Genomic DNA, 22417 nt, shown 5'->3' with positions numbered 1-22417 from the left:
TGAAACTATTAAATTTCAGTCTTTTATTTAAATCATAGTTTTTAATTTACTCTATGGCAACACCTTTAGTTTGAACTTTACCATTCCTATTGGAAACCCTGGCATAATAGATGCCCGAAGGCCATAATGAGCTATCTATATAAGTTTTTTTCTTTCTATTTTTATTTTTTAAAAATTTTGTTCTCCCATAGATATCTAATATTCTAATTTTGTAAACTTCTTGCGTAGTGTCCATATTCAAATATTCCTTCTTATTAGTGTTAGTGCCGATTTTACCAGAAATGGGCTGTACAGTATTATTTGAGCTAGTTGTTGGCGCTTCTGCGATATTCAATTCAAGTTGAGAACCGCCAGAACCCGAAATCATACTGAATTGAAAACCATTGTAATTAGGGTCATACCCTTGCAAGAAATACGTGAATTGTTTCCAAGGGCCCCAGCCACAATCATTTTTTATACGAGCTTGAAAACTCAAATTTAAAAAGGGTGCGGCTGTATTACAGTATAATGGCACCACATTACCACTAACTCCACTAAAACTAAAATTACTATAGGGATCTAAAATAAATTCGAAGTTAGAAGGGTTTAAGTATTGATTTCCACTTTGATCTTCAAAATACAAAATACAAGAATCATTTTGCGCATAAATTTTGTTTGGGTCTGGATCAGCACTAAACAAAATTGGCTCAGATGATCCTACAGCAATTGTTTTTGTAATTGGTGGTGCATTTCCACAAGTACCACCTTGCACAAGGGATATGGTAACTAAACCTGTATTGCTACCTACTACACTCATAGCTAAAGTGGGTGTGTTAGTTCCAGAAACATTTACCAAAGATGCGCCTTGAGTAATTGACCAATTATAAGCTGTAGAGGGTTGCGAAGCCCCAAAAGTCGAGCTTCCGAAACAAAGATTAGCATCTCCTGTTATTTTTCTGTAGCCTCCACAAAGATATTCACAATCAGTTGTGGTAATATTATTCCCTTCTATTTCAGCGGCTAGCCAATCACCATTTCTTGTGTTAAAAGTTATGTGCCTATGATTATGACCATCTACAACGTTAAATTCAGTAGAAAAATTATCAAAAGGAGTGTTTTTAGGATTACTTGGTGGACTTGCCCCAACATAACTGCTTTCATAATCTTGATCTCCTAAAGCAACATTATTCTCCCCTATGTCTAATGCACTTGGCGTTGGTATAAATCCAAATCTGTCCCTTACAAACACACCACTTGGTAAACCTGCTGTATCCATTAAAGTAGTGGTATCAAAATAGCCTCCGCCGAAATAATCAAAAGGTAGTATGTTCGGTGGTTGAACTTTTTGGACATCTGTTATGTTAATAGTTACTGGAAAAAGATATAGAACTTTTTTGGTATAAGATATTTTACCTTTATATGCCAAATTTGATGTATCGTAAAGATGTGTTGCTCTTATTTCAAAATCTGCTTTATATCTAGAATGTCCTGGTATTAACCCTAAGGCAGCAATGCCAAATAATTTACTATCCACAAAAGATCCCCCTATAACACCGCCAAGAGGGTTGTATATGAGGCTAAATAAATCACCCCAAAAAGATAGTCCCTTGTTAAAGTCAAAGTCCAAGAGTAAATCTCCACCCCAGAAATTCTGATTGGTTCCACATTCAGAACCATTGCTTAAAGAGACATTTCTTGAATATGTAGGGTATCCATTACTGCCATTAAAACCGCCGTTTTTCAACTCATTATAAAAAGTTGTATGGTCAGTATTTTGCATTACATAACTTAAGTTTGATGTATTTTTTAGCAGTTGTTTAGCTCCTGGCGCATCAAGTAATGATAAATAGTTGGATACTCCAAAACCTATTTCAGCAATGGGTATTATTATTGTATTTCCAAATATTTTTTGGCTAGTACGAATATATTGGTTAGTTAAATGACGATACATAAACTGCATTCCTGATGGTACGTTAGCACCTTGTTGTGGCGCATCATGGGAGATAAACAATCTCGTGTCGTGCCAATTACCATCTTTTTCAATATCCGCCAGAGCATATCGGGCAATTACACCTCCCATACTTTGACCTAAAACTACGTTTTGTTCAAAACTCCCATTGTTCCATTTTTCATTATTTACCCAATCTATTACAGCTTCTAAGGCATAGGCATTACGCTGTAAGTAATCTACACCGTTGTCCCAATCTACATAAATAATATCATAATCTTTAGTAACATCATCCCATATCAGATTTCTTAGATCAGTACTCAGGGATTCTTGTACAAAATCCCTAAAGTCTTCATAGTCAAAATTCCCATTCACTTTTTCAGGCTCTAATACAACGCCTACATCAAAACCCTCTGCTACAATAAGTGGTCTTGTAATTCTGGTATTGCCATCTATTAGGTCGCAAGTAAGGCGTACCTGACCAAACTCCCCGAGATAAGCTTTGTTTGCTGTAATGGTTTGTGCCCGCAAAGGGTTGTTTCCTCCTTGCGTTTTCGCTGTGCTATTTTTGGCGCTCCCTCCACCGTAATAGGGTACGGTGTTTAATCCTTCTTGAATCTTTATTCGCGATCTACAATACAATGCAGAACCATTGGTAAGGTTTAGTTTATAGGTCCATGTTTTTACACCAGAACCGGTGTAGGTTATGTTTGTGTTTTGATTAAAAGGTATGGTAACATACCCTTGCCCATTATCAAAATTTATTTGAACACTCTGTATTTGGCTTTGATGGTTTGAGTAAAACGTGCTTGAAGGTAATTTTACGGTTAAGTTATGCCCTTTATAAACTTTAATAGCTGGCGCCATAGCAAAAGTTTGCCGTTCTTGATAAGGGTTTTGCCAAATACCGTTGCTATACTTATCGTAAAACTGATTGTTACTGTAGGTAAGTTTACCATTAACGGTAGCATTATCTATAAATGTGGCATATTTAAAATACAAACCACCAATACTAATAACATTAAACGTTCTGCTGTTTTTAAGGTTTGTACTATAGTCTTGGGGCGTTACAAATCCTGTTGATACGTTTCTAATTCTGCTACTTAACAGCGTGTTGTAAATTTGCCGTACCGTTTCTGTGTTGGTATATGTACTATCTGTAAGTGTACCATTTAAAGGCTGGTACATTTGTAAATTCCATACCATAATCCAATAAAATACCATGAGGCACGTTATTTTTATTTAGTGGGGAAAACATAGTTGTCATTTGTGTTGCAAAAGACATATTGGTCTCTACTTGGCATACTGCACATTGTGATAATAGCAGTAAGGTTAGAAATACTGTAAAATTCTTCATAATTTTGAAAATTGAATTAAATAATTGTGAGATATTATTTGATTTGTAATGTGAAAGACTGCTTACCTTGTAAGTGGTCTTTCTTTTTTATCTATTTAATTTATCATTGGCATATTTTTTAAATGTTATATATCATGTCAAAACGACCTTCTCTAACTTCAACAATTTCTCCCAAACTGTTTTTTGCATTAAACCAAAATGTCCCGCTTATAATAAACTTATCTGGGTCATGGTGGGTTATAGTAAGCTCTCCAGTTACGGCATTATTTGTAGTAAAATATGTTGGAGATGGGGGTGAGTTTGAGCCGATTGTGTATTCACCAGTCCTACTATTTACATTGCTATTAAATGGAGTATTTAATATATAAGTTTGACCTATCTCAAATGAGGTATTGTTAAAAAAAACAATAATCTTGTAGCTAATATCATTAAATTCATTAGAAAGTACTAAACCAAAATTTTCTCTTGCTAAATAGTTTAGTGTTAGTCTTTTATTAGGTAAATGCACCTCCCCATTAACCAAGCACCCCGCAGTATTAGCACCAAATTTAGTAGCAGGAGGTAATTGGTCTATGGGTGCAATAGGTGTGTTGTCGTCATCGTTTTTGCAGCCACCTAAAATAAGTAATGCGGTAAGTAATACATACGTTAAATGTTTCATAGTTTTTATCTGTTGTATATCATGTCAAAACGACCTTCCCTAATTTCAATTTTAGTATTTTCACTATTAATAGCATCAAACCAAAAAGTACCACTCATTATAAATTTTTCCATATTAATAAACGTGATAGTTAGTTCTCCATTTACGATTGGAGTGGTTGAATAGTAGTTTGGAGAAGGATATGACTCCGCGTTTATTAGATATTCCCCAGTAGCAGCATTCTCTCCAAATTCAATATTCAACGGATAAGTATTGCCCTGAACTAACGAAACATCGTAAACACTAATTAATATTGTATAAATAATATCATTTGTTTTATGAGATATCTTTAATGTAAAGTCTTCTAAATTTATATAGTTAAACGACAAAGGCTGTAGGCTTTTATTATTAGGTAAATGCACCTCCCCATTAACCAAGCACCCCGCAGTATTAGCACCAAATTTAGTAGCAGGAGGTAATTGGTCTATGGGTGCAATAGGTGTGTTGTCGTCATCGTTTTTACAGCCACCTAAGATAATTAGTGCGGTAAGTAATACATACGTTAAATGTTTCATAGTTTTGTTTTTAAATGTTATATATCATGTCAAAACGACCTTCTGTAACTTCTATAATTTCGCTTTCATCAATAGTTACATTAACAACAACACTATCATTGAGTTTATATAAATGGTCGAACTTAGCATCAAACCAAAATGTGCCGCTCAAAATAAAATTATCAGCATCATGATGCGTGATTGTTACTTCTCCAATAACAGTTACTGTTGTTTGGTAATGCATTTCAAAAAGATTAGGAAGCGGGTTTTGGGAATAATACCATCCAAAACTGGAACTACCATCTATTTCTTGTTTTAATTGATAGGTTTTTCCAACTTCTAATTCTGTATTGCCTATATATATATATATATATACTTTGTAAAAAACATCATCAATTTCTTTTGAAATAGATAGCGCAAAGTCTTTTCTTCCTAAGTAATTTAGTGTTAGTCTTTTATTAGGTAAATGCACCTCCCCATTAACCAAGCACCCCGCAGTATTAGCACCAAATTTAGTAGCAGGAGGTAATTGGTCTATGGGTGCAATAGGAGTATTGTCATCATCGTTTTTACAGCCACCTAAAATAAGTAGCGTAGTGAATAATAAATGCATTAAATTTTTCATAGTTTTATGTTTTAAATGTTATAATATCAATAAAAAGCGAACGTGCTTTAAGTCTTTCTTAAAGACTAGTGCTATAAATTATGCAAGGATGTTTATTATAGAGCATTAAGCTCATATTGAGAGAGAGAGAGAGAGAGAGAGAGATGCTACGCCTTGATTAGTATTTTTAATACACTAGTGCATTAAAATTGATTGGAAACCTTGAATTTTTCCCTTAAAGAACGTATAACACTAACTCATTACATCAAAATTGCACTCTTTTATTTTGTAAGAGAATAACAAGACGAATATACGAATAAACTAATCACATGGTTTCTAAAATTTCTAAATAAAATTTTATCTGGGAATTTCTATGCTTTATTTAATAATACCCTCTAAGAACTTATAGGGTTAAATACTGCAAGAAAAAGGATGTTATTTGCTTCATTTTAAAAAATAGTTACTTATCTCTTATTTTTTTATTAATTTTAGAAAAGAGAAAAGCAATTCTTTACTTTTGCGCTCATTAAAAAATCAGAAATTATGGCAGGAACATTGAATAAAGTAATGTTGATAGGGAATTTAGGAGATGAAGTTAAAATGCATTATTTTGAAGGTGGTGGTTGCATTGGGCGTTTCCCGATTGCAACTAGCGAAACATATACAAGTAAGCAAACCAACGAGCGTATTACAAATACCGAATGGCATAATATAGTGGTGCGTAATAAAGGGGCCGAAATTTGCGAAAAGTACCTAAGTAAAGGCGATAAAGTTTATGTTGAAGGACGTATTAAGACCAGAAAATGGACAGACGATAAAGGAAATGATAGATATTCCACAGAAATACAATGTACAGATTTTACGTTTTTAAGCACCAAAAAAGAAAGTGGTAACAATGCTGGAAATACAGCAACGCCATCAACGCCTTCAAACCCTGTTGCGAAAGAGCCAACTCCAAATCAATCTACATCTGAAGATAACGACGATCTTCCTTTTTAATATATAATACACTCAAGTTTAACTAAAACCAAAAGTATTTGGACCCAGAGCCTCCCAGTTTGCAAGCTTTAATTATAGCAATTGATGTTTCAATTGTTTCAGGTTTTATATTACTGTTTTTATTGTTGTGCTGTTCTGCGCTCATATCTGGAGCAGAGGTAGCGCTTTTTTCTTTGACTAGAACAGATATTGATAATCATGCTAATCCAGAAAATAGAAAATTTAAAATTATTCTGGAACTTTTAGAACGTCCTAAAAAATTATTGGCAACCATATTAGTAGCCAATAATTTTATAAATATAGCTGTAGTTATTTTGTTCGCTTATTTAGGCGATTTTCTATTTAGAGGTATAGCAAACCCAACGCTTAAATTTGTGCTAGAGGTTGTTGTTGTTACGTTTTTGATTTTATTGTTCGGAGAAATTTTACCCAAGATTTATGCCAGCAGAAATAACTTGAAGTTTGCCGGTTTTATGGCGTATCCTCTAAAAGTTCTGGATTTTCTTCTGTCGCCAATAAGTCTCCCAATGCGGGGCGTAACCTTGGCAATTCATAAAAAGCTAGGGCGTCAAAAGTCTAATCTTAGTGTCGATCAGTTATCTCAAGCTTTAGAACTTACAAGCGACGAAGATACTTCAAGAGAAGAGCAAAAGATATTACAGGGCATTGTGTCTTTCGGAAATACAGATACAAAACAAGCCATGCGCCCGCGAATTGATATTTTCGCATTAAATATTGAGCAAAAGTATGCTGAAATATTGCCTGAAATTACAGAAAATGGGTATTCCAGAATTCCTGTTTATGAAGAGAATGTAGATAACATAAAAGGGATTCTTTATGTAAAGGATTTATTGCCATATATAGATAGAAAACAATTTGATTGGGTAAGCTTATTGAGAGAACCGTTTTTTGTGCCTGAAAACAAAAAGTTGGATGATTTAATGGCAGAATTCCAGGAGAAAAAAGTGCATTTGGCAGTCGTTGTAGATGAATACGGAGGGACTTCTGGGTTAATTTCTTTAGAAGATATTATTGAGGAAATAGTTGGAGATATCAGTGATGAGTTTGATGATGAAGATTTGAAATACTCTAAATTAGACGACAAAAATTATGTCTTTGAAGGTAAAACGGCACTTAAGGATTTCTACAAGGTTTTAAAAGTTGAAGACGATACTATTTTTGAAAATGAAAAAGGCGAAGCAGAAACCATAGCTGGTTTTGTTTTAGAAATTTCAGGAAGTTTCCCGAAGTTGCAATCTAAAATATTTTTTAGAGATTACGTTTTTACAATAGAAGCATTGGATAAAAAACGTATTAAACGAGTTAAAGTTAGTATTAATTAATATGAAAATTAAGTTTAGTTTTTTCTGTGTTTTACTTTTGGTTTTATCATCATGTGATGACGATTATGTGCCCAAACCAAAAGCCTTTTTAAGACTGGATTATCCAAAAGCAACTTACAAAAAAACAAAACTACCTAAAATGCCAGTTGCTTTTGAAATGAGCAGTTTGGTAAATAATGTTACCACTAAAACTATTTCTGGTTCAACCGAAAGTTACGGTGCAAATCTGGAATATAAACCTTTAAAAGCTACCTTGTTTTTAACTTATAAAGGGATACATAAAGATAAAACTAAGTTAAAGGATTTTCTAATAGATGCGCAGAAACTGACTTTAGAGCACACCAAGAAAGCTGATGAAATCCCTGTATATCCCTATGAAAACAAAGAGCGCAGAGTTTACGGAAAACTATCGGAAGTTAAGGGTGATGCGGCATCTTTGGTGCAATTTTATGTTACGGATAGCGTGAATCATTTTTTAACGGGTTCGTTATATTTCAATGTGAAGCCAAATTATGATTCTATTTTGCCAGCGGCTGATTATTTGCAGAAAGATATTCAAAGGATAATAGAGACACTTGAATGGCAATAAAAAAAGCTTCCCTAAAATAGAGAAGCTTGTTATCATTTTGTTGCTTTTAAAACCTAGGCTTTTTTAGCACAACATTCTTTTTTGCAATCTGCCTTACAGGCAGTTTTCTTAGCTTTATCTTTAGCGCAACAAGCTTTTTTACAGTTCGCAGCACATGTTTTTGTCGCAGAAAAGTCCTCTACGGTTTTCATATCGCTAACCTTGTATAAATCTGCAACACTAGTAACGGTGTTTTCAAGAGATTCAGGATTTACTTTAGCTTCATCATATTCTACCATTGCAAGTTTTTTATCAAAATCGACCTTAGCAAATTTCACACCTTCCATTTTTGCGATTTTCTTTTCAATTGAAGCAGCACAGCCAATAGCGCAAGTCATGCCTTCAACTGTAAATTCAGCTTTTGCATAAGTTGCATTTGGGTCTAGTTCTTTTGTTTCGCTAGTACTTTCAACCTCAACAGTTTTTACTTCGGGTTTAGTTTCGTTTTTACAGCTTACAACTAAAAGCGTTACAAGCGTAATTCCTAAAATATATTTTATTGTTTTCATAATTTATATGTTTAAAACTTAATGATACAAAACTACTAAATAATGCTGTTTATTGCCTTAAAAATTCCACATTTGTGATATAAATAACACTAGATCCACATGTCGGGAAATTCCATAAAATGGGTATATCTGATTATTCTTTCTATCATTTGGGGGAGTTCCTTTATTCTCATAAAAAAGGGACTTATTGGCTTAACCCCTGTTCAGCTAGGTGCTATAAGGGTTGTTTTTACTGCTATATTTCTGTTTATTGTTGGCTTCAACCGTATAAAAACGATTGCTTTAAAAGATTGGAAATGGGTAGCTTTGACTGGATTGTTGGGCACTTTCTTTCCAGCGTTTCTATTTGCATTTGCTGAAACTGAAATAGATAGTTCGGTAGCTTCAATCTTAAATTCATTAGTCCCTTTAAATACCATTATTTTAGGATTTGTAATTTTTAAAATAAATTCTACCAAAAGACAAATTTTAGGGGTTCTGGTTGGTTTAACAGGAACATTGTTACTCATTTTGAATGGTGCTTCCTTAAATCCGGATCAAAATTATCTGTATGTTAGCTATGTCATCATTGCGACATTTATGTATGCTGCGAGTGTGAATATTTTAAAACGCCACTTGCAAAACATGAACGCTTTAACCATTGCTGTTGGGAATTTTGCCGTTATTTTTATCCCAGCGTGCTTGATACTTGTAGCTTCAGGATTTTTTAAAGAAGAAGCGCTAAGTGCTCCAACACTAAAACCTGCATTGTTTTACATGCTATTACTTTCTCTGTTCGGGACAGCAATAGCCAAAGTATTATTTAATAAACTGGTGCATATTTCAACACCAGTATTTGCATCATCTGTTACGTATGTAATGACGATTGTAGCGGTTTTTTGGGGCATCTTAGATGGTGAGCGCTTTGGAATATTACAAGCGGTTGCGACCATAATCATTTTAATAGGTGTGTATTTAGCACACAAGCGAAAATGATTTAAAGGTAATTAAGTGCTTATAAATTATTTAAATTCAATTTTTTTCACGAAATTTAAGTGCTTTAACCCTTTGAAATATGAAAAATTTAATCCTTCCCATTCGTTTTGGTTTAGTGACTAGTGCTGTTTTAATTGCCTACTTTTTAGTATTATCGTTGTTTAACAAGCATATAAATCCGGCATTTAGTTTGGTGAATGCAGCCATAACATTATTCGGGATTTATGAAGCTGTTAAAATTAGTAAATTGCAATATCCCGAGGCGTTTTCGTATGGCGAGGGTTTTAAAACAGGAATTATAACAGGCTCTGTTGCCACTTTAGTATTTACCTTCTTTTTTCTGTTTTATGCTACCGAAATAAGTCCTAGTTTTTTAACAAATTTATTAGAAAATATCAATTGGGATTTTCAATCTAATATTGGGCTTGTTGTATTTGTAGTCTGCATTATGGGTCTGTCAACCACAGTAGTATCTTCGCTTACAGTCATGCAACTTTTTAAAAAGAGTAATAATCACGTTGAAAATAAGTAAAACGTTTGTAGATTAATTAATTAGAAGTATATTTGCACCCGCCTTGAGTAAATTAAGGTGTTTTTGAATATAATTTAATTAATAAAAACGTTACGCTATGTACGCAATTGTAGAGATAGCAGGGCATCAATTTAAAGTTGAAAAAGACCAAAGAGTTTTTGTTAATCGTTTACAAACTGAAGAAGGTAAGAAAGTAGATTTCGATAACGTTCTTTTAATTGGAGATGGTGACAATATAACTGTAGGCGCCCCCGCTATAGACGGAGCTCAAGTAGGAGCCAAAGTCTTAAAGCACCTTAAAGGTGATAAAGTAATAGTTTTCAAAAAGAAAAGACGTAAAGGTTACCGTGTTAAAAATGGACACAGACAATCTTTAACTGAAATCGTGATTGAGAATATTGCAACTTCTGGAGCTAAGAAAGCTGCCCCTAAAAAGGAAGTTAAAAAAGCTGAACCAAAAGTAGAAGCGAAAGCTGCTGCTGCTCCTAAAGCTGAAAAAGCGGCGCCAAAAGCTGCTGCTAAAAAAGCAACCGGGAAAGCGGATGATTTGAAAAAGATTGAAGGTGCTGGGCCTAAAGCTGCGGAAGCATTAGTAAATGCAGGTTTAGATACTTTTGCCAAAGTTGCAGAGGCGAAACCGGAAGCATTAAATACTATTCTTTCTGAAGCAAGTTCAAGATTATCCCATATCGTTACAGATACATGGCCAAAGCAAGCAAAATTAGCTGCTGATGGTAAATGGGATGAGCTTAAAGAATTACAAGACAGATTAGATGGTGGTATTGAAAAGTAATTTTCAAACTACTAAGTTTAACACAATAAAATCGAAATAAAATGGCACATAAAAAAGGAGTCGGAAGTTCGAAAAACGGTAGGGAATCAGAATCGAAACGCTTAGGTGTTAAGATATTTGGTGGACAAGCTGCATTAGCTGGAAACATTATCGTTAGACAAAGAGGAAATACACATCACCCAGGTGAGAACGTGTATTCTTCTAAAGATCACACATTACACGCCTATGTTGATGGTGTTGTAAAATTCACAAAGAAAAAAGACAACAGATCTTATGTTTCTATTGAGCCTTTTGAGGTTTAAGAACTAATTTTCTTTACAAGTAAAACAAACCCTTTCTGGAAACAGAGAGGGTTTACTTTTTTAAAATATCTCGAACAATTTTTAAATGATGCTTTGTATGTATTTCCAAAAAACGAAGTGTTTGTTCTTTTGATAACATCCCAAAAATATGATGTATAAAATGTGATGTTTTGGGTAAAGGTTTCACGTTTTCAATTTGTGCTCTTGCGGTTTTTAATTGCTGGAACAAATCCTCTGTTGAGATAAAATCAGGAGGCAAAACAATTTTGGGGGCCTTAGCTTTTCCTCTGGGAATGTAGCACAAAGGAAATAATAGCATTCGAGTAAAATTAAATTCTTTTTTGTATTTGTTAGGATTTGTCTTAATCAAAACCCTACAAACAGCGTTTGTTACTTTTAGTGCATGGTCCAATTGCCAACCTACAGTAACTTGGGAAACAATAGTGTTTGTTGTGTCTTTAAAAGGAATATGTTGCTCTATTTCTGATAGAAGATGATGTAGTAGTTTTATTTTTTTATGCTCCATAGGCTAATTTAGGTATAAAAATGAAAAAAATAAAAATGCACAAATGAAAATAAATTAGTAACTTTAGATATTGCATTTGCAATTAGCGATTATGTTTCACTTTAAAATTTGTGCTTATGCTTCCGTTTAGATCAGAAATTAGAAATTCCCCAGCAAAACCAACAATCAAGATTTTTTTGAGTGATGAATCTTTAGATGTCAGAATTAAAAAACACCTAGAACATTTCAAAGAAATTGAAGAAATCGAAATACGGGAAAGTATTGGTCAAAATAGAGGTAATGAAAATATTACCGTGTTTTTGAAAGATGATGTTGATATCAATAAATTTAAACAATCTATTGATTCTAGTTTGTGGTGGTATTTTGAGGAAGATATGGTGGATGAGTAAAACTCTTTTTATTTCAATAAACTAAACAGTATTATTATGCGTTCTCATAAAATGAGGACGTTATTTTATATATTTCTATTTTCAGTATTTTTCTGTACTGCGCAATCAAATTCAAAACCAAAAACAATCCATGTATTTGTGGCTTTGTGCGATAACGTCAATCAAGGTATTGTACCAGTACCAGCAAAATTGGGAAATGGGCAAGACCCTAAGAATAACCTGTATTGGGGAGCAATGTATGGCGTGGAAAGTTATTTTAAAAGAAGTAAAGATTGGGTATTTATATCTACCGTAACAAAACCTGAAACTCATATTTTAGAACGTGTTTTGTTTAAGCATAAAACGACCAACACCTATTTGCTGGCAGATGCCTATGATGGGAAATTTATTAAAAACACTACTAAAGCCTTTTTAGAAGCTACTGCGGGACGACATGGTATTGTAATTACCAAAAGAGCACAAAAATTAAAGTTTGGTGGTAGTTCTAATCTGTTAGCTTATATTGGGCATGACGGATTAATGGAGTTTGATGTCTCCGGGGAATTTAAACCAATTGATACCGAAAAAAGAGATGCTATAATTTTAGCATGTGTGAGTAAAGATTATTTTAAACCTTATCTTGAGCAGACAAAAGCCAATCCCTTGGTTTGGTCAACTGGTTTAATGTCGCCCGAAGCTTACACTTTAAAATGGGCTTTGGATGGTTGGGTTTTGAATGAAACGGATTTACAAATTAGAGAACGTGCGGCAAAGGCGTATCATCATTATCAAAAATGTGGTATTAATGGCGCAAAACGATTGTTGGTTACTGGCTATTAAGGCTTCCTGTTTGCAGATAGACCATCACATCATTAATACACGTTTTTAGGTTCTTTTTAATTTCAGATTCCCAAAACCTAAAGACTGTAAATCCCATGCCTTCCAATTGTTTGTTTACTTCCCAATCGCGTTGCATATTGCGTTCTATTTTAGGAATCCAGAAACCACGGTTTGTTTTTAGTTTTTGTTTGCGCTCATCCCAGTTATAGCCATGCCAAAATTCGCCATCTATAAAAATAGCCAGTTTGTATTTTTTAATGGAAACATCGGGTTTCCCTGGTAGCGTTTTACTATCCACACGGTAACGAACATTTTTACGCCACAATGCTTTACGGAATTGTAGTTCTGGTTTTGTGTTCCTGCCCCTGATCTTGCTCATGATTTTTGAGCGTTTCTTAGTGGTGTAGAAACCAGATTCCTCATTGAATCTTGGGACTTTTATTTTCTTATATTCGTAATCCATAAACTATTCTAATATAAGAATTTCATGAGCGATTCAAAAAACAAATATCTTGACTTTGTATCTGATGAACATTTTTTACAATGTATTTCTAATTTGTATCAATCATATTTAGAAGCAAAGAAAGAATTTACAAAATCAAAGTTTTATAACAATAAGGTTGATGTTTTCAAGTTGACATTTGATTCTAAATTTAATGAAATTTCCGAAGAAGACTTGTTAAAATTAGAATGGCCCGACAAATTGATAAGTCTGTAAATAATGCCATTGGAACTTTCCATGAGGAAGTTTTAGGCGGCGTTAAAGGTTATTCTAATGGAAAATTTAGTGGTTATGACATAAAAGCTGATGACGATTCTATTTTTGCTGAAGTAAAGAACAAAATGCTAAAATGAACAATAGAAATATCTTAGATGAGATAACCTTTGAGAATTTCTATCATTATGATGGTTTTGAAACCTTAAACAGCTAAAGCCTTTAATTCATTTTCTTTAAGTTCTTTATTTTCATGAACTTTATTTAAAAACGAAATAATAGAGTAACCGATTTCTTTAGCGAGATTTACAGGAACTGCGTTACCTATTTGTTTGTATTGTTGAGAAACGGAACCTTCAAAATGCCAGTTGTCTGGAAAAGTTTGAATTCTGGCATATTCCCTAACAGTAAAAGGTCTGGTTTCATCTGGATGACAGCGCTCAGTTTGTTTTTGGGCTGGACTACAAGTTAAAGTTAAACTTGGCTCATCCCAACCTATTCTTCTTGCCATTCCAGTTTTTCCTCCACCTAAATAAAAGCTTTTTCCCATATATTTTTTTTGAATTTCAAGAGGCAAGTCTCTCCAATAGCCTTTCGGTGGTACTAAATCAAGTATTTCTTTTTTATGTTCAGGGTATTTTGAACCTTCTGATTTAGGAACTTTGCAATTATATAACGCTCCTTTTTTAAGTGCATCGACTAAATTATATATCTTTTTATGAGGTTTTGGATATTCATATTTAACATCAATATCCTTTCTAATACCAACCAGAATTATGCGTTCTCTTTTTTGAGGCACTCTATAATTAATTGCTTTTAAAACTTTAACAGGAACTACATTATATCCAATTTCATCGAGTATTGAAATCATACCTTCTAATGTTTTGCCTTTTTCGTGGCTTAATAAACCTCGAACATTTTCTCCGATACAAATAGACGGGTTTACTTCTTTTACCGCTCTGGCAAATTCATAAAACAAAGTCCCTCTGGCGTCATTTAACCCAAGTTTTTTTTCAGCATAACTGAATGCCTGACAGGGAAAACCACCAGTTACCACATCAACTTTTTTGTTGTATTTTTTAAATGTGAAATCTTTGATATTTCCTTCTAATACATTCCAATTTGGACGATTCTTTCTTAAGGTTTGGCAAGCCCATTTGTCAATTTCATTTAGAGCAACACATTTCAATCCAGCTTGTTCCATGCCTACCGCTAGTCCACCAGCTCCTGCAAAAAGTTCTAAAACTGAATAATCATTGTGTGGTTTGATAAAGTTTGAGACTTCATCGGTTTCATCTATATTAAATAAATTCCCTAGCAACAATTGAACATCTTTTTTATGATAAACCCTGTAATTAGAAACAGGCTCTCTTACTGCTTTTAAGATACCTTCATTATCCCATCTTCTCAGTGTTTCTTTACATTTTCCAACTAGTTCTGCTGTTTCAGCTAAGGATAAATATTCTTTCATAACCACGTTACTAAACATTATACAATGGTTATAAATTTAATCTAAAAAGTAGCACCACCAAACTAAATTCAGTCAATCGTAAATTTATTTAAAAAGGGAAGGCATCTTAGAGAAACAAATATTTACAAATGGATTCCTGCCTTTATAAGAATGACAAAAAGCAAAAGATATGAGCCCGCCCCCCTTTTCGGGGGCAACCCGCCAGACAGGAAAGCAGTCACCGAAAATACTATTTTACATTTGGCCACGTTTTCTTAACTTTGTATCACAAACTAAATAAACTTTGTCGTTGAACCTACAGGACATTCCGCGTGTAAAAACGATTACAAAATCTGATTTCTTAGAGCATTATTTTAAGCCTCAGAAACCTGTTGTTATTGAGCGTTTTATTGAAGATTGGCCTGCCTACAACAAATGGAGCCTAGACTACATGAAGGCTATTGGAGGCAATATTACCGTGCCGCTTTACGATGATAGACCTGTAGATTATAAAGATGGTTTTAACCAACCGCACGCTAAAATGAAGTTGGCTGATTATGTGGATTTGTTAAAAACTGAGCCTACAAAATACCGTATTTTTTTATGGAACGCGCTTAAGGAAATTCCGCAATTACAAAAAGATTTTACATTTCCTGATTTTGGTTTACGGTTAATGAAAGGTATGCCTATGTTGTTTTTTGGTGGACGGGATTCGCATACGTTTATGCATCACGATATAGATTTGGCCAACATTTTTCATTTTCATTTTGAAGGCAGAAAGCAATGTATTTTGTTTGACCAATCGCAAAATGATTATCTCTATAAAATACCTCATTCTTTAATTACCCGAGAGGATATAGATTTTAATAATCCTGATTTTGAAAAATGGCCCATGCTCAAAAAAGCTAAAGGGTATAAAACAGAGCTTAATCATGGCGAAGTGTTGTATATGCCCGAAGGTTATTGGCATTATATGCGGTATATTACTCCAGGATTTTCAATGAGTTTACGTGCTATTGCTAGGAATCCTAAAAATTTCAGTAAAGCAGTTTACAACGTATTTGTGATGCGTAATTACGATAATTTAATGCGACGCATTAAGGGGCAAAAATGGATTGACTGGAAAAATGAACAGGCTATTTTAAGAACTCACAAGCATTTGTAAATAAAATCTTTGAAGTTATAAAACTTATAATATCTTTGCCCACTCAAATAAAAAACTCAAATCATGCAAAAATTAATTTTATTATTAGCTTTAGTAAGTGTTTCTTTTATAGACGCACAAGCCTTTATTGGTAAAAACGATAACAAATTTCAAGTTGGTGCAAATCTTCAAGACAATGGTACCGGTATTAATATTAGTTATGACTTCGGAATTGGCGAGAATATTTCGATAGGTTTATCTTCGACCTATTTATTGGGTGTAAATGACGCTTTAAAAAACAATATGGTTGACGCTTTGAACGCTGAATTCGATAATCGCTTTGATGTTAGAGCTCGTTTTAATGCTAACTTAGGAAACGTTATTAATGTTGATGAAAATTTTGATGTGTATCCTGGTTTAAGTCTTGGACTTAAAAACTTTGGTGGTCATTTAGGAGCACGTTATTTTTTCACTGATGGTTTTGGTATTTATACTGAATTAAATGCGCCATTCGCAAAGTACAAATCTGGTGCCTTAACTGCTGCTGAAATGCTTCACAATCAGTTTACAGTTAATTTAGGTGCTTGCTTTAATTTATAGTAAGACTGAATTTTAAAAAACCAAAAAAGCGGGTTAAGTAGTGTACTTAATCCGCTTTTTAAGGATTTACCCGAAAAACTCATTCGCTTTTTCGTACACAAGATGCGATTCCCAGCCTCTATAGAGCAGATAATCGATTAATTTTTTCTTTTTTTTGTATTTGTTGGGTTCCGTAATCGAATTCGCCTTTTTTTCGGCTAAACTATTGAAAACCCCGACATACTCCTCATTATCTATTTCCGCAAGTGCCTGATTTATATTAACTTTGCCTATGTCTTTTTGCTTTAGTTCATAAGTTAATCGACGACGGCCCCAAGCCTTAATTCTAAACTTACCGCTTACAAATGTTTTGGCAAAACGTTCTTCATTAAGAAAGTTATGTTCAAGCAGATGTACCATTATCACATCTATGGCTTCAGGAATCATTTGCATATCCCTAAGCTTTTGTCTAACCTCTTTATGGCAACGTTCTTGATACGCACAGTAATACTCCAGTTTTTTGGTGGCTTCTTGTACCGTATATGTTTTTTTGGTTTGCATAGGCACATCAAAAATAACAATTGAAATTGATAAAAACATTAAATTTTATAGATCCAAATCTAAATTTAAAAACTTAACGATTATGAAAAAGATTATTTGTTTAAAACTACCTGCTTTTTTAATTGCAATTTTTTCTGCAGTATCTTTTGGGTATGGGCAAAGTATATTTACAAATTCAGTAACAGGTACTGATCCGGGTTTAACAAGTCCTTATACGACAGGGCAAATAGTGAATGCCAATATTACTGCTACTGGAATTTCTAGAGGATCTGGAATTACTGGAAGAGCAGCCAATAATAGATATAATGCTATAAACTGGAACAGCCCCTCAATCGATAATACTGATTATTTTGAATTTACACTATCTCCAAATGCATTATACGAAATTGATTTTGTAAGTTTTGTATATACCGGGCAAGCATCTGGAACAGGTCCAACAAATTTTGTTTTTAGAAGTAGTTTAGATGGTTATACAGCTAATATAGGAACTCCTACGGCAGGTGGCACAACAATAAATCTGTCTTCAAGTACTTACCAAAATATTACAAGCGCAATAACCTTTAGATTTTATGGGTGGGGAGCTAGTAGTCCCATTGGAACTTATAGTATTAATGATTTTATATTTAACGGCAATGTTGGTCTCATTGGAACTTGTTCGTTGCCAACTGTAACTTGGACTGCTGGTGCTTGGTTACCTATAAGTGGCCCCACAATAAATACCCCTGTGGTAATTGCTGATAATTATAACACAAGTATTAACGGTAATTTTAGAGCATGTACTTTAACTGTTGATACTGGATATACATTAACCGTCAATAACAATTCTTATGTTGAGGTAGAAAATGATGCCATAATAGATGGCACAATAATAGTAGAATCCCAAGGAAATTTTGTTCAAAATGATAGTAATGGCTCATTTACCTTAAACGGATCTGGTGTTGCAAGAGTAAATAAACAAACAGCAACAAAAGCAGAATGGTATTATTACACATATTGGAGTTCTCCTGTTGTTGGAGCAACTGTTTGGGATGTTTTTCCTAATGTAGATTACGGCAGACGTTTTTGGTTTAACGCTGCAAACTTTGTTGATACTAATGGTAATGATATTGACGACAATGGTGATGATTGGCAAATTGCCAATGGAACGATGGATCCTGGAGTTGGGTATGCTGTGACAGAAGCTCAATTATTTGTATCTCCTGGAACAGGAACAGCATCTTTTGAAGGAGAGTTCAATACTGGAGACATTCCAGTAAACATCACTTTAAACGTTGCTAATACTGGCGTAAATTGGAACTTTATCGGAAACCCCTATCCTTCAGCTATAGATTTTATAGCCTTTCAACAAGCAAATTCTAGCATTATAGATGGCGCGGCATATTTTTGGTCGCAAGCTCGACCACTTGACGCTCTTAACCCTGGTAATCAAGGCTTAAACTTCAACCTAAATGATTATGCTACATTTACTATTGGAACTGGAGGAACAGCTGGAGGAACAACAATAGTGCCAACTGGGTATGTTGGTTCAGGGCAAGGATTTTTTATTCCAGCGTTAAATAGTGGTACAGCAACATTTACCAATGCTATCCGAATGGCAGATGCTACTAGCAATAGTCAATTTTTTAAGGGATCAATTACTAAAAAATCTTCTCTTAGTAATGAAGAAAATAAGCTATGGATCAATTTAACCTCTGGCAACGGAGTTTTCAATCAAATTTTAGTTGGTTATGTTGATGGCGCAACAGACTTAAATGATGGCTTGTCTTATGATGCTCCTAAATTACTTACTCAAGATTTTGCAGCGGCACTTTACACAGCAATGGATACAGATTTGAAAAAATATGTTATTCAAGGTAAGCACGTTAATAGTATTGATAAAAATGAAGTCATAAAACTTGGGTTTAGCACTAATATTGAAGTTGCTACAATTTACAAATTGTCTGTTGCTCAATTTGAGGGGGAATTCCTTAATACTAATTCGGTTTTCTTATTAGACAAATTGCTGCATAAAATACACAACTTAACAGATAGTGATTATTCATTCACCTCAGAAACTGGCGAATTCAATGATCGTTTTGAAATCGTATTTAATGAGCATGCATTACTGTCAACTGATGATTTTGCTTCAAACCCAGATAATTTAACTATTGTTGAATTAGAAAATAACAACGTTAAATTTAGCACAACACATTCCACACTAAAATCTATCGCTATTTTTGATTTATTGGGTCGGGAACTTTACAATTTAAAAGGCCATTTTAATTCTGAAACTTTTAGGCTAGCAAACCTAAAGAGTTCAATTTACATAGCTAAGGTTCAACTATCAAACGGAAGCAGTATTTCTAAAAAATTCTTCAAAAAGTAATCATTATCTTTCAGTAAAAATGTATTTCATCGATTAAACATGTCTTTTAATCTATGTTTTTTACAAAACTATTTTCTGGTTTAAGAAATATATTTTAGCTTTGACTATATTATATACTGTAGTTTTAATAATTACAATTTAATATTGTTTTTAATATTACTAAAAGAAAGCCCCCCTTTCTAGTATTAAAGCTTAACCCGATGAAAAAAATTACTTGTTTAATAGCATTACTTCTTGCTTATAATTTTAATTTTGGACAAACTACTCTAGCCGCAGGAGATATTGTTGTTACTGGATTTAATTCAGATAACAACCTAACCCCTCCAAATATGGGAGAGCATTTTAGTTTTGTTCTTTTGGTAGATGTAGAAGCATCTACTGTGGTTAAATTCACAGATAAAGCTTGGTTATCAACTAACACTTTTAGAACGGGAGAAGGAATTTTAACATGGACAGCTGATACTTACATTCCTTGTGGCACAGAAATAATCGTGGATAATTCTACAAGCCTGTCTGCTTCATCTGGAACAATTGTGAGTACGTTTGGAACTTTTGCCTTAAATGCCACAAATGGCGATCAAATCCTGATTTATCAAGGCACAGAGGCTTCTCCTACTTTTATCAATGCTATACATTTTGGAAATACCAATGGATGGTCAACCATAAGTAATTCTAATAATACATCACTACCTACAGGTCTTACAGATGGTACAAACGCCGTGAATTTTGGCGATTTCGAAAATGGAGATTATGGATGTAGTGTTACAAGTGGAAATTCAGCTATTTTGTCAGCCACAACAAATGTTTCAAATTGGACCCTTACAGATAGCCCTTTATCCTCTATTGGTGGCTGTGCATACACATGCGACCCTTGTTTTACAACCGCGACATGGGATGGTACATCTTGGAACATAGCGCCTACTATAGACAGAAAAGCAGTTATTGATGACGACTACGATACAAGCACAAATGGTAACTTTACTGCATGTAGTTTAGACATTAATAATGGCGCCATTTTGAATGTTGCAGATAACACTTATGTGGAAGTTGAAAACAATGTCGATGTAGATGATGGTGAAATTACCGTACAAAATCATGGTGCATTCGTTCAGAATAATGATAGTGCTACTTTTACCTTAGGAGTAAGTGGCTATGCCACAGTTAGAAAAGAAACAAGTACTTTAACTAACTGGTACGATTATACATACTGGGGTTCTCCCGTAACAAATACAACTGCTGGTTCAGCATTTTTTACTTCTGATATGCGTTTTTGGTTCAATGCCAACAACTATATAGATGCACTTCAAGAGTCTGGAAATGATAACACACTTATTGCTGGTTCTGATGATATTGATGATGATGGTAATGACTGGCAAACATTGGCCCCAGGTACTACTCTAGCACCTGGCGTTGGTTATGCTGCTACTCATACAACCGTTGGTTTTACATCTGGAGCATCCTATAATTATAATTTTGAAGGGGCATTTAATAACGGGCTCGTTACTTCCACAATTTATTATAACCCTGCCAATATAGGAGAACATTGGAATTTAATTGGCAACCCTTATCCATGTGCGCTAGATTTTGATGCATTTTACGCGCTTAATTCTGGAGTAGTTAGTGGAGCGGCTTATTTATGGTCTCATTCCACCCCTGCTTCAAGTGCAGCAAACGGTAATCAAGGATTTAACTTTTCTCAAAATGACTACATTATCATAAATACTGGTAGCGGAAGTGTTAATAATACCCCAGGAACTGTTGATGATTTTATTCCTTCAGGACAAGGGTTCTTCATTGCGGGAATAGCAAATGGAAGTGTTAGTTTCAACAATTCCATGCGTGTTGCCGACGGCACCAGCAACAGTCAATTTTTCAAGAATTCTAAGAAAACTAAGACCACCCAAACTGATAAACTTTGGATTAATTTAACCTCTAACAATGGTATATTTAACCAAATACTTATTGCTTATGTAAAGGGAGCTACGAATAATTATGACGGTATGGCTTATGACGCGCCTAGGAATTTATCAAGTGGGGTGGCATCAATAATTTACACTAAAATTAATGGTGAAAATGACAAAAAATATGCTATTCAAGGTAAAAGTCCTGATAGTATTACTATAAATGAAATAATCCCTATTGGTTTTTATACTTCTATAACAGCCCCAACTATTTATACATTATCCGTTGAAAAATCACAGGGGGACTTTTTAACAAAAAACTTTGTTTATTTGAACGATAATTTGTTAAACAAAAGCCACAATTTATCAAATGGCAATTATACATTCACCTCGGAAACTGGTGAATTCAATGATCGTTTTGAAATTGTATTTAATGAGCATGCATTATTGTCAACTGATGATTTTGCTTCAAACCCGAGTAATTTAACTATTGTTGAATTAGAAAATAACAACGTTAATTTTAGCACAACACATTCCACACTAAAATCTATCGCTATTTTTGATTTATTGGGTCGGGAACTTTACAATTTAAAAGGGAATTCTAACTCTGAAACCTACACCTTATCTCATCTTAAATCTGCGGTTTATATTGCAAAAGTAACTTTAGCCAATGGTGCTGTAATTACCAAGAAAGCGGTAAAGAAATAAAATACCTCGGGGCAAGCCCACGAGGTTTTAAAATTCCAAAAAAGAAAAAACTAAATTCCAAAAAAGAAAAACGAGGCAAGCCTCGGGGTACCAGCCT

The 22417-nt window shown here is 34.0% G+C and carries 23 protein-coding genes and 1 pseudogene; 14 read left to right on the top strand and 10 right to left on the bottom strand.

Going from position 1 to position 22417, the window contains the following annotated elements; translation table 11 throughout:
* Nucleotides 1–46 precede the first annotated feature (46 nt).
* From ABXQ82_RS05490 to ABXQ82_RS05470, 5 genes are all read right to left on the bottom strand, one after another.
* Nucleotides 47–3115 carry a T9SS type A sorting domain-containing protein gene (locus ABXQ82_RS05490; RefSeq protein WP_367056069.1) on the bottom strand — a complete coding sequence of 1023 codons (3069 nt, stop codon included), beginning with the start codon at nucleotides 3113–3115 and terminating at the stop codon, nucleotides 47–49.
* Nucleotides 3081–3284: a hypothetical protein gene (locus ABXQ82_RS05485; RefSeq protein WP_367056066.1), complete on the bottom strand. Its 204-nt coding sequence runs from the start codon at nucleotides 3282–3284 to the stop codon at nucleotides 3081–3083. The genes ABXQ82_RS05490 and ABXQ82_RS05485 overlap by 35 nt, the downstream gene beginning before the upstream one ends.
* Nucleotides 3285–3402: 118 nt before the next feature.
* Nucleotides 3403–3945 carry a DUF6252 family protein gene (locus ABXQ82_RS05480; protein WP_367056063.1) on the bottom strand — a complete coding sequence of 181 codons (543 nt, stop codon included), beginning with the start codon at nucleotides 3943–3945 and terminating at the stop codon, nucleotides 3403–3405.
* Between the two features lie 5 nt (nucleotides 3946–3950).
* Nucleotides 3951–4499: a DUF6252 family protein gene (locus tag ABXQ82_RS05475; protein ID WP_367056060.1), complete on the bottom strand. Its 549-nt coding sequence runs from the start codon at nucleotides 4497–4499 to the stop codon at nucleotides 3951–3953.
* A gap of 10 nt (nucleotides 4500–4509) precedes the next feature.
* Entirely contained in the window at nucleotides 4510–5103 is a 594-nt protein-coding gene (locus ABXQ82_RS05470; RefSeq protein WP_367056057.1) for a hypothetical protein, read from the bottom strand.
* A gap of 522 nt (nucleotides 5104–5625) precedes the next feature.
* On the opposite strand from ABXQ82_RS05470, the gene ssb reads away from it, so the two are divergent.
* The 3 genes from ssb to gldD are packed head-to-tail and all read left to right on the top strand — an operon-like array spanning nucleotide 5626 to nucleotide 8013.
* On the top strand, nucleotides 5626–6081 hold the full coding sequence (ssb, locus tag ABXQ82_RS05465) for a single-stranded DNA-binding protein (RefSeq protein WP_367056054.1): 456 nt from the start codon (nucleotides 5626–5628) through the stop codon (nucleotides 6079–6081).
* 38 nt (nucleotides 6082–6119) lie between these two features.
* Nucleotides 6120–7424 (top strand): gliding motility-associated protein GldE, encoded by a 1305-nt coding sequence (locus tag ABXQ82_RS05460; RefSeq protein ID WP_367056051.1) that lies wholly within the window; start codon nucleotides 6120–6122, stop codon nucleotides 7422–7424.
* Between the two features lies 1 nt (nucleotide 7425).
* Nucleotides 7426–8013: a gliding motility lipoprotein GldD gene (gene gldD, locus ABXQ82_RS05455; RefSeq protein ID WP_367056048.1), complete on the top strand. Its 588-nt coding sequence runs from the start codon at nucleotides 7426–7428 to the stop codon at nucleotides 8011–8013.
* 53 nt (nucleotides 8014–8066) lie between these two features.
* Here gldD and ABXQ82_RS05450 read toward each other — a convergent pair whose 3' ends face one another.
* Nucleotides 8067–8561 carry a heavy metal-associated domain-containing protein gene (locus ABXQ82_RS05450; protein WP_367056045.1) on the bottom strand — a complete coding sequence of 165 codons (495 nt, stop codon included), beginning with the start codon at nucleotides 8559–8561 and terminating at the stop codon, nucleotides 8067–8069.
* Between the two features lie 99 nt (nucleotides 8562–8660).
* On the opposite strand from ABXQ82_RS05450, the gene ABXQ82_RS05445 reads away from it, so the two are divergent.
* From ABXQ82_RS05445 to rpmA, 4 genes are all read left to right on the top strand, one after another.
* Nucleotides 8661–9536 (top strand): DMT family transporter, encoded by an 876-nt coding sequence (locus ABXQ82_RS05445; protein ID WP_367056042.1) that lies wholly within the window; start codon nucleotides 8661–8663, stop codon nucleotides 9534–9536.
* A gap of 79 nt (nucleotides 9537–9615) precedes the next feature.
* Nucleotides 9616–10068 (top strand): DUF4199 domain-containing protein, encoded by a 453-nt coding sequence (locus ABXQ82_RS05440; protein ID WP_367056039.1) that lies wholly within the window; start codon nucleotides 9616–9618, stop codon nucleotides 10066–10068.
* A 97-nt stretch (nucleotides 10069–10165) separates the two neighbouring features.
* Nucleotides 10166–10861 carry a 50S ribosomal protein L21 gene (rplU, locus tag ABXQ82_RS05435; protein WP_367056036.1) on the top strand — a complete coding sequence of 232 codons (696 nt, stop codon included), beginning with the start codon at nucleotides 10166–10168 and terminating at the stop codon, nucleotides 10859–10861.
* Nucleotides 10862–10902: 41 nt separating this feature from the next.
* Nucleotides 10903–11163: a 50S ribosomal protein L27 gene (gene rpmA, locus ABXQ82_RS05430; protein WP_367056032.1), complete on the top strand. Its 261-nt coding sequence runs from the start codon at nucleotides 10903–10905 to the stop codon at nucleotides 11161–11163.
* 52 nt (nucleotides 11164–11215) lie between these two features.
* On the opposite strand, the gene ABXQ82_RS05425 is transcribed toward rpmA, so the two are convergent.
* Nucleotides 11216–11689: a DUF1569 domain-containing protein gene (locus ABXQ82_RS05425; RefSeq protein ID WP_367056029.1), complete on the bottom strand. Its 474-nt coding sequence runs from the start codon at nucleotides 11687–11689 to the stop codon at nucleotides 11216–11218.
* 116 nt (nucleotides 11690–11805) lie between these two features.
* On the opposite strand from ABXQ82_RS05425, the gene ABXQ82_RS05420 reads away from it, so the two are divergent.
* Nucleotides 11806–12078 carry a hypothetical protein gene (locus ABXQ82_RS05420; RefSeq protein ID WP_367056026.1) on the top strand — a complete coding sequence of 91 codons (273 nt, stop codon included), beginning with the start codon at nucleotides 11806–11808 and terminating at the stop codon, nucleotides 12076–12078.
* Nucleotides 12079–12114: 36 nt separating this feature from the next.
* Nucleotides 12115–12897, top strand: coding sequence for a hypothetical protein (locus ABXQ82_RS05415; RefSeq protein WP_367056023.1), 783 nt, complete (start codon nucleotides 12115–12117; stop codon nucleotides 12895–12897).
* On the opposite strand, the gene ABXQ82_RS05410 is transcribed toward ABXQ82_RS05415, so the two are convergent.
* Nucleotides 12884–13360 carry a very short patch repair endonuclease gene (locus ABXQ82_RS05410; RefSeq protein WP_367056020.1) on the bottom strand — a complete coding sequence of 159 codons (477 nt, stop codon included), beginning with the start codon at nucleotides 13358–13360 and terminating at the stop codon, nucleotides 12884–12886. The two genes, ABXQ82_RS05415 and ABXQ82_RS05410, sit on opposite strands and share 14 nt — an antisense overlap.
* A gap of 24 nt (nucleotides 13361–13384) precedes the next feature.
* On the opposite strand from ABXQ82_RS05410, the pseudogene ABXQ82_RS05405 reads away from it, so the two are divergent.
* Nucleotides 13385–13752: pseudogene (locus ABXQ82_RS05405) on the top strand (Eco47II family restriction endonuclease).
* A gap of 65 nt (nucleotides 13753–13817) precedes the next feature.
* On the opposite strand, the gene dcm reads toward ABXQ82_RS05405, so the two are convergent.
* A complete protein-coding gene (dcm, locus tag ABXQ82_RS05400) occupies nucleotides 13818–15089 on the bottom strand; it encodes a DNA (cytosine-5-)-methyltransferase (RefSeq protein WP_367056017.1) in 1272 nt (423 codons plus the stop codon).
* Nucleotides 15090–15366: 277 nt separating this feature from the next.
* Between dcm and ABXQ82_RS05395 the strand changes: the two genes are divergently transcribed.
* Together ABXQ82_RS05395 and ABXQ82_RS05390 are read left to right on the top strand one after the other, a co-directional pair.
* Nucleotides 15367–16227, top strand: coding sequence for a cupin-like domain-containing protein (locus ABXQ82_RS05395; protein ID WP_367056014.1), 861 nt, complete (start codon nucleotides 15367–15369; stop codon nucleotides 16225–16227).
* A gap of 63 nt (nucleotides 16228–16290) precedes the next feature.
* Nucleotides 16291–16806: a DUF6646 family protein gene (locus tag ABXQ82_RS05390; protein WP_367056011.1), complete on the top strand. Its 516-nt coding sequence runs from the start codon at nucleotides 16291–16293 to the stop codon at nucleotides 16804–16806.
* Between the two features lie 66 nt (nucleotides 16807–16872).
* Here ABXQ82_RS05390 and ABXQ82_RS05385 read toward each other — a convergent pair whose 3' ends face one another.
* A complete protein-coding gene (locus ABXQ82_RS05385) occupies nucleotides 16873–17346 on the bottom strand; it encodes a regulatory protein RecX (RefSeq protein ID WP_367056663.1) in 474 nt (157 codons plus the stop codon).
* Between the two features lie 82 nt (nucleotides 17347–17428).
* On the opposite strand from ABXQ82_RS05385, the gene ABXQ82_RS05380 reads away from it, so the two are divergent.
* Complete coding sequence (locus tag ABXQ82_RS05380; protein ID WP_367056008.1) at nucleotides 17429–19711, top strand: T9SS type A sorting domain-containing protein; 2283 nt, start codon at nucleotides 17429–17431, stop codon at nucleotides 19709–19711.
* Between the two features lie 200 nt (nucleotides 19712–19911).
* The gene (locus tag ABXQ82_RS05375) at nucleotides 19912–22320 is read left to right on the top strand and encodes a T9SS sorting signal type C domain-containing protein (RefSeq protein WP_367056005.1); all 2409 of its coding nucleotides are present in this window, start codon (nucleotides 19912–19914) and stop codon (nucleotides 22318–22320) included.
* Nucleotides 22321–22417 lie beyond the last annotated feature (97 nt).

It is taken from the genome of Algibacter sp. 2305UL17-15 (assembly GCF_040720935.1).
Classification (GTDB): domain Bacteria; phylum Bacteroidota; class Bacteroidia; order Flavobacteriales; family Flavobacteriaceae; genus Jejuia.
The sequence above is the reverse complement of the archived record's forward strand: the minus strand, read 5'-3'. Positions and strand labels throughout refer to the sequence as shown.

Bases quoted from the DNA above. Each gene is read 5' to 3' on its own strand.
- ABXQ82_RS05390 (WP_367056011.1), top strand. From the start codon at position 16,291: ATGCAAAAATTAATTTTATTATTAGCTTTAGTAAGTGTTTCTTTTATA.
- ABXQ82_RS05440 (WP_367056039.1), top strand. From the start codon at position 9,616: ATGAAAAATTTAATCCTTCCCATTCGTTTTGGTTTAGTGACTAGTGCT.
- ABXQ82_RS05485 (WP_367056066.1), bottom strand. From the start codon at position 3,284: ATGAAGAATTTTACAGTATTTCTAACCTTACTGCTATTATCACAATGT.
- ABXQ82_RS05415 (WP_367056023.1), top strand. From the start codon at position 12,115: ATGCGTTCTCATAAAATGAGGACGTTATTTTATATATTTCTATTTTCA.
- ABXQ82_RS05490 (WP_367056069.1), bottom strand. From the start codon at position 3,115: ATGTACCAGCCTTTAAATGGTACACTTACAGATAGTACATATACCAAC.
- ABXQ82_RS05450 (WP_367056045.1), bottom strand. From the start codon at position 8,561: ATGAAAACAATAAAATATATTTTAGGAATTACGCTTGTAACGCTTTTA.
- ABXQ82_RS05445 (WP_367056042.1), top strand. From the start codon at position 8,661: ATGTCGGGAAATTCCATAAAATGGGTATATCTGATTATTCTTTCTATC.
- gldD (WP_367056048.1), top strand. From the start codon at position 7,426: ATGAAAATTAAGTTTAGTTTTTTCTGTGTTTTACTTTTGGTTTTATCA.
- ABXQ82_RS05385 (WP_367056663.1), bottom strand. From the start codon at position 17,346: ATGCAAACCAAAAAAACATATACGGTACAAGAAGCCACCAAAAAACTG.
- ABXQ82_RS05425 (WP_367056029.1), bottom strand. From the start codon at position 11,689: ATGGAGCATAAAAAAATAAAACTACTACATCATCTTCTATCAGAAATA.
- ssb (WP_367056054.1), top strand. From the start codon at position 5,626: ATGGCAGGAACATTGAATAAAGTAATGTTGATAGGGAATTTAGGAGAT.
- ABXQ82_RS05375 (WP_367056005.1), top strand. From the start codon at position 19,912: ATGAAAAAAATTACTTGTTTAATAGCATTACTTCTTGCTTATAATTTT.
- ABXQ82_RS05410 (WP_367056020.1), bottom strand. From the start codon at position 13,360: ATGGATTACGAATATAAGAAAATAAAAGTCCCAAGATTCAATGAGGAA.
- rpmA (WP_367056032.1), top strand. From the start codon at position 10,903: ATGGCACATAAAAAAGGAGTCGGAAGTTCGAAAAACGGTAGGGAATCA.
- ABXQ82_RS05470 (WP_367056057.1), bottom strand. From the start codon at position 5,103: ATGAAAAATTTAATGCATTTATTATTCACTACGCTACTTATTTTAGGT.
- ABXQ82_RS05475 (WP_367056060.1), bottom strand. From the start codon at position 4,499: ATGAAACATTTAACGTATGTATTACTTACCGCACTAATTATCTTAGGT.
- ABXQ82_RS05420 (WP_367056026.1), top strand. From the start codon at position 11,806: ATGCTTCCGTTTAGATCAGAAATTAGAAATTCCCCAGCAAAACCAACA.
- rplU (WP_367056036.1), top strand. From the start codon at position 10,166: ATGTACGCAATTGTAGAGATAGCAGGGCATCAATTTAAAGTTGAAAAA.
- ABXQ82_RS05380 (WP_367056008.1), top strand. From the start codon at position 17,429: ATGAAAAAGATTATTTGTTTAAAACTACCTGCTTTTTTAATTGCAATT.
- ABXQ82_RS05480 (WP_367056063.1), bottom strand. From the start codon at position 3,945: ATGAAACATTTAACGTATGTATTACTTACCGCATTACTTATTTTAGGT.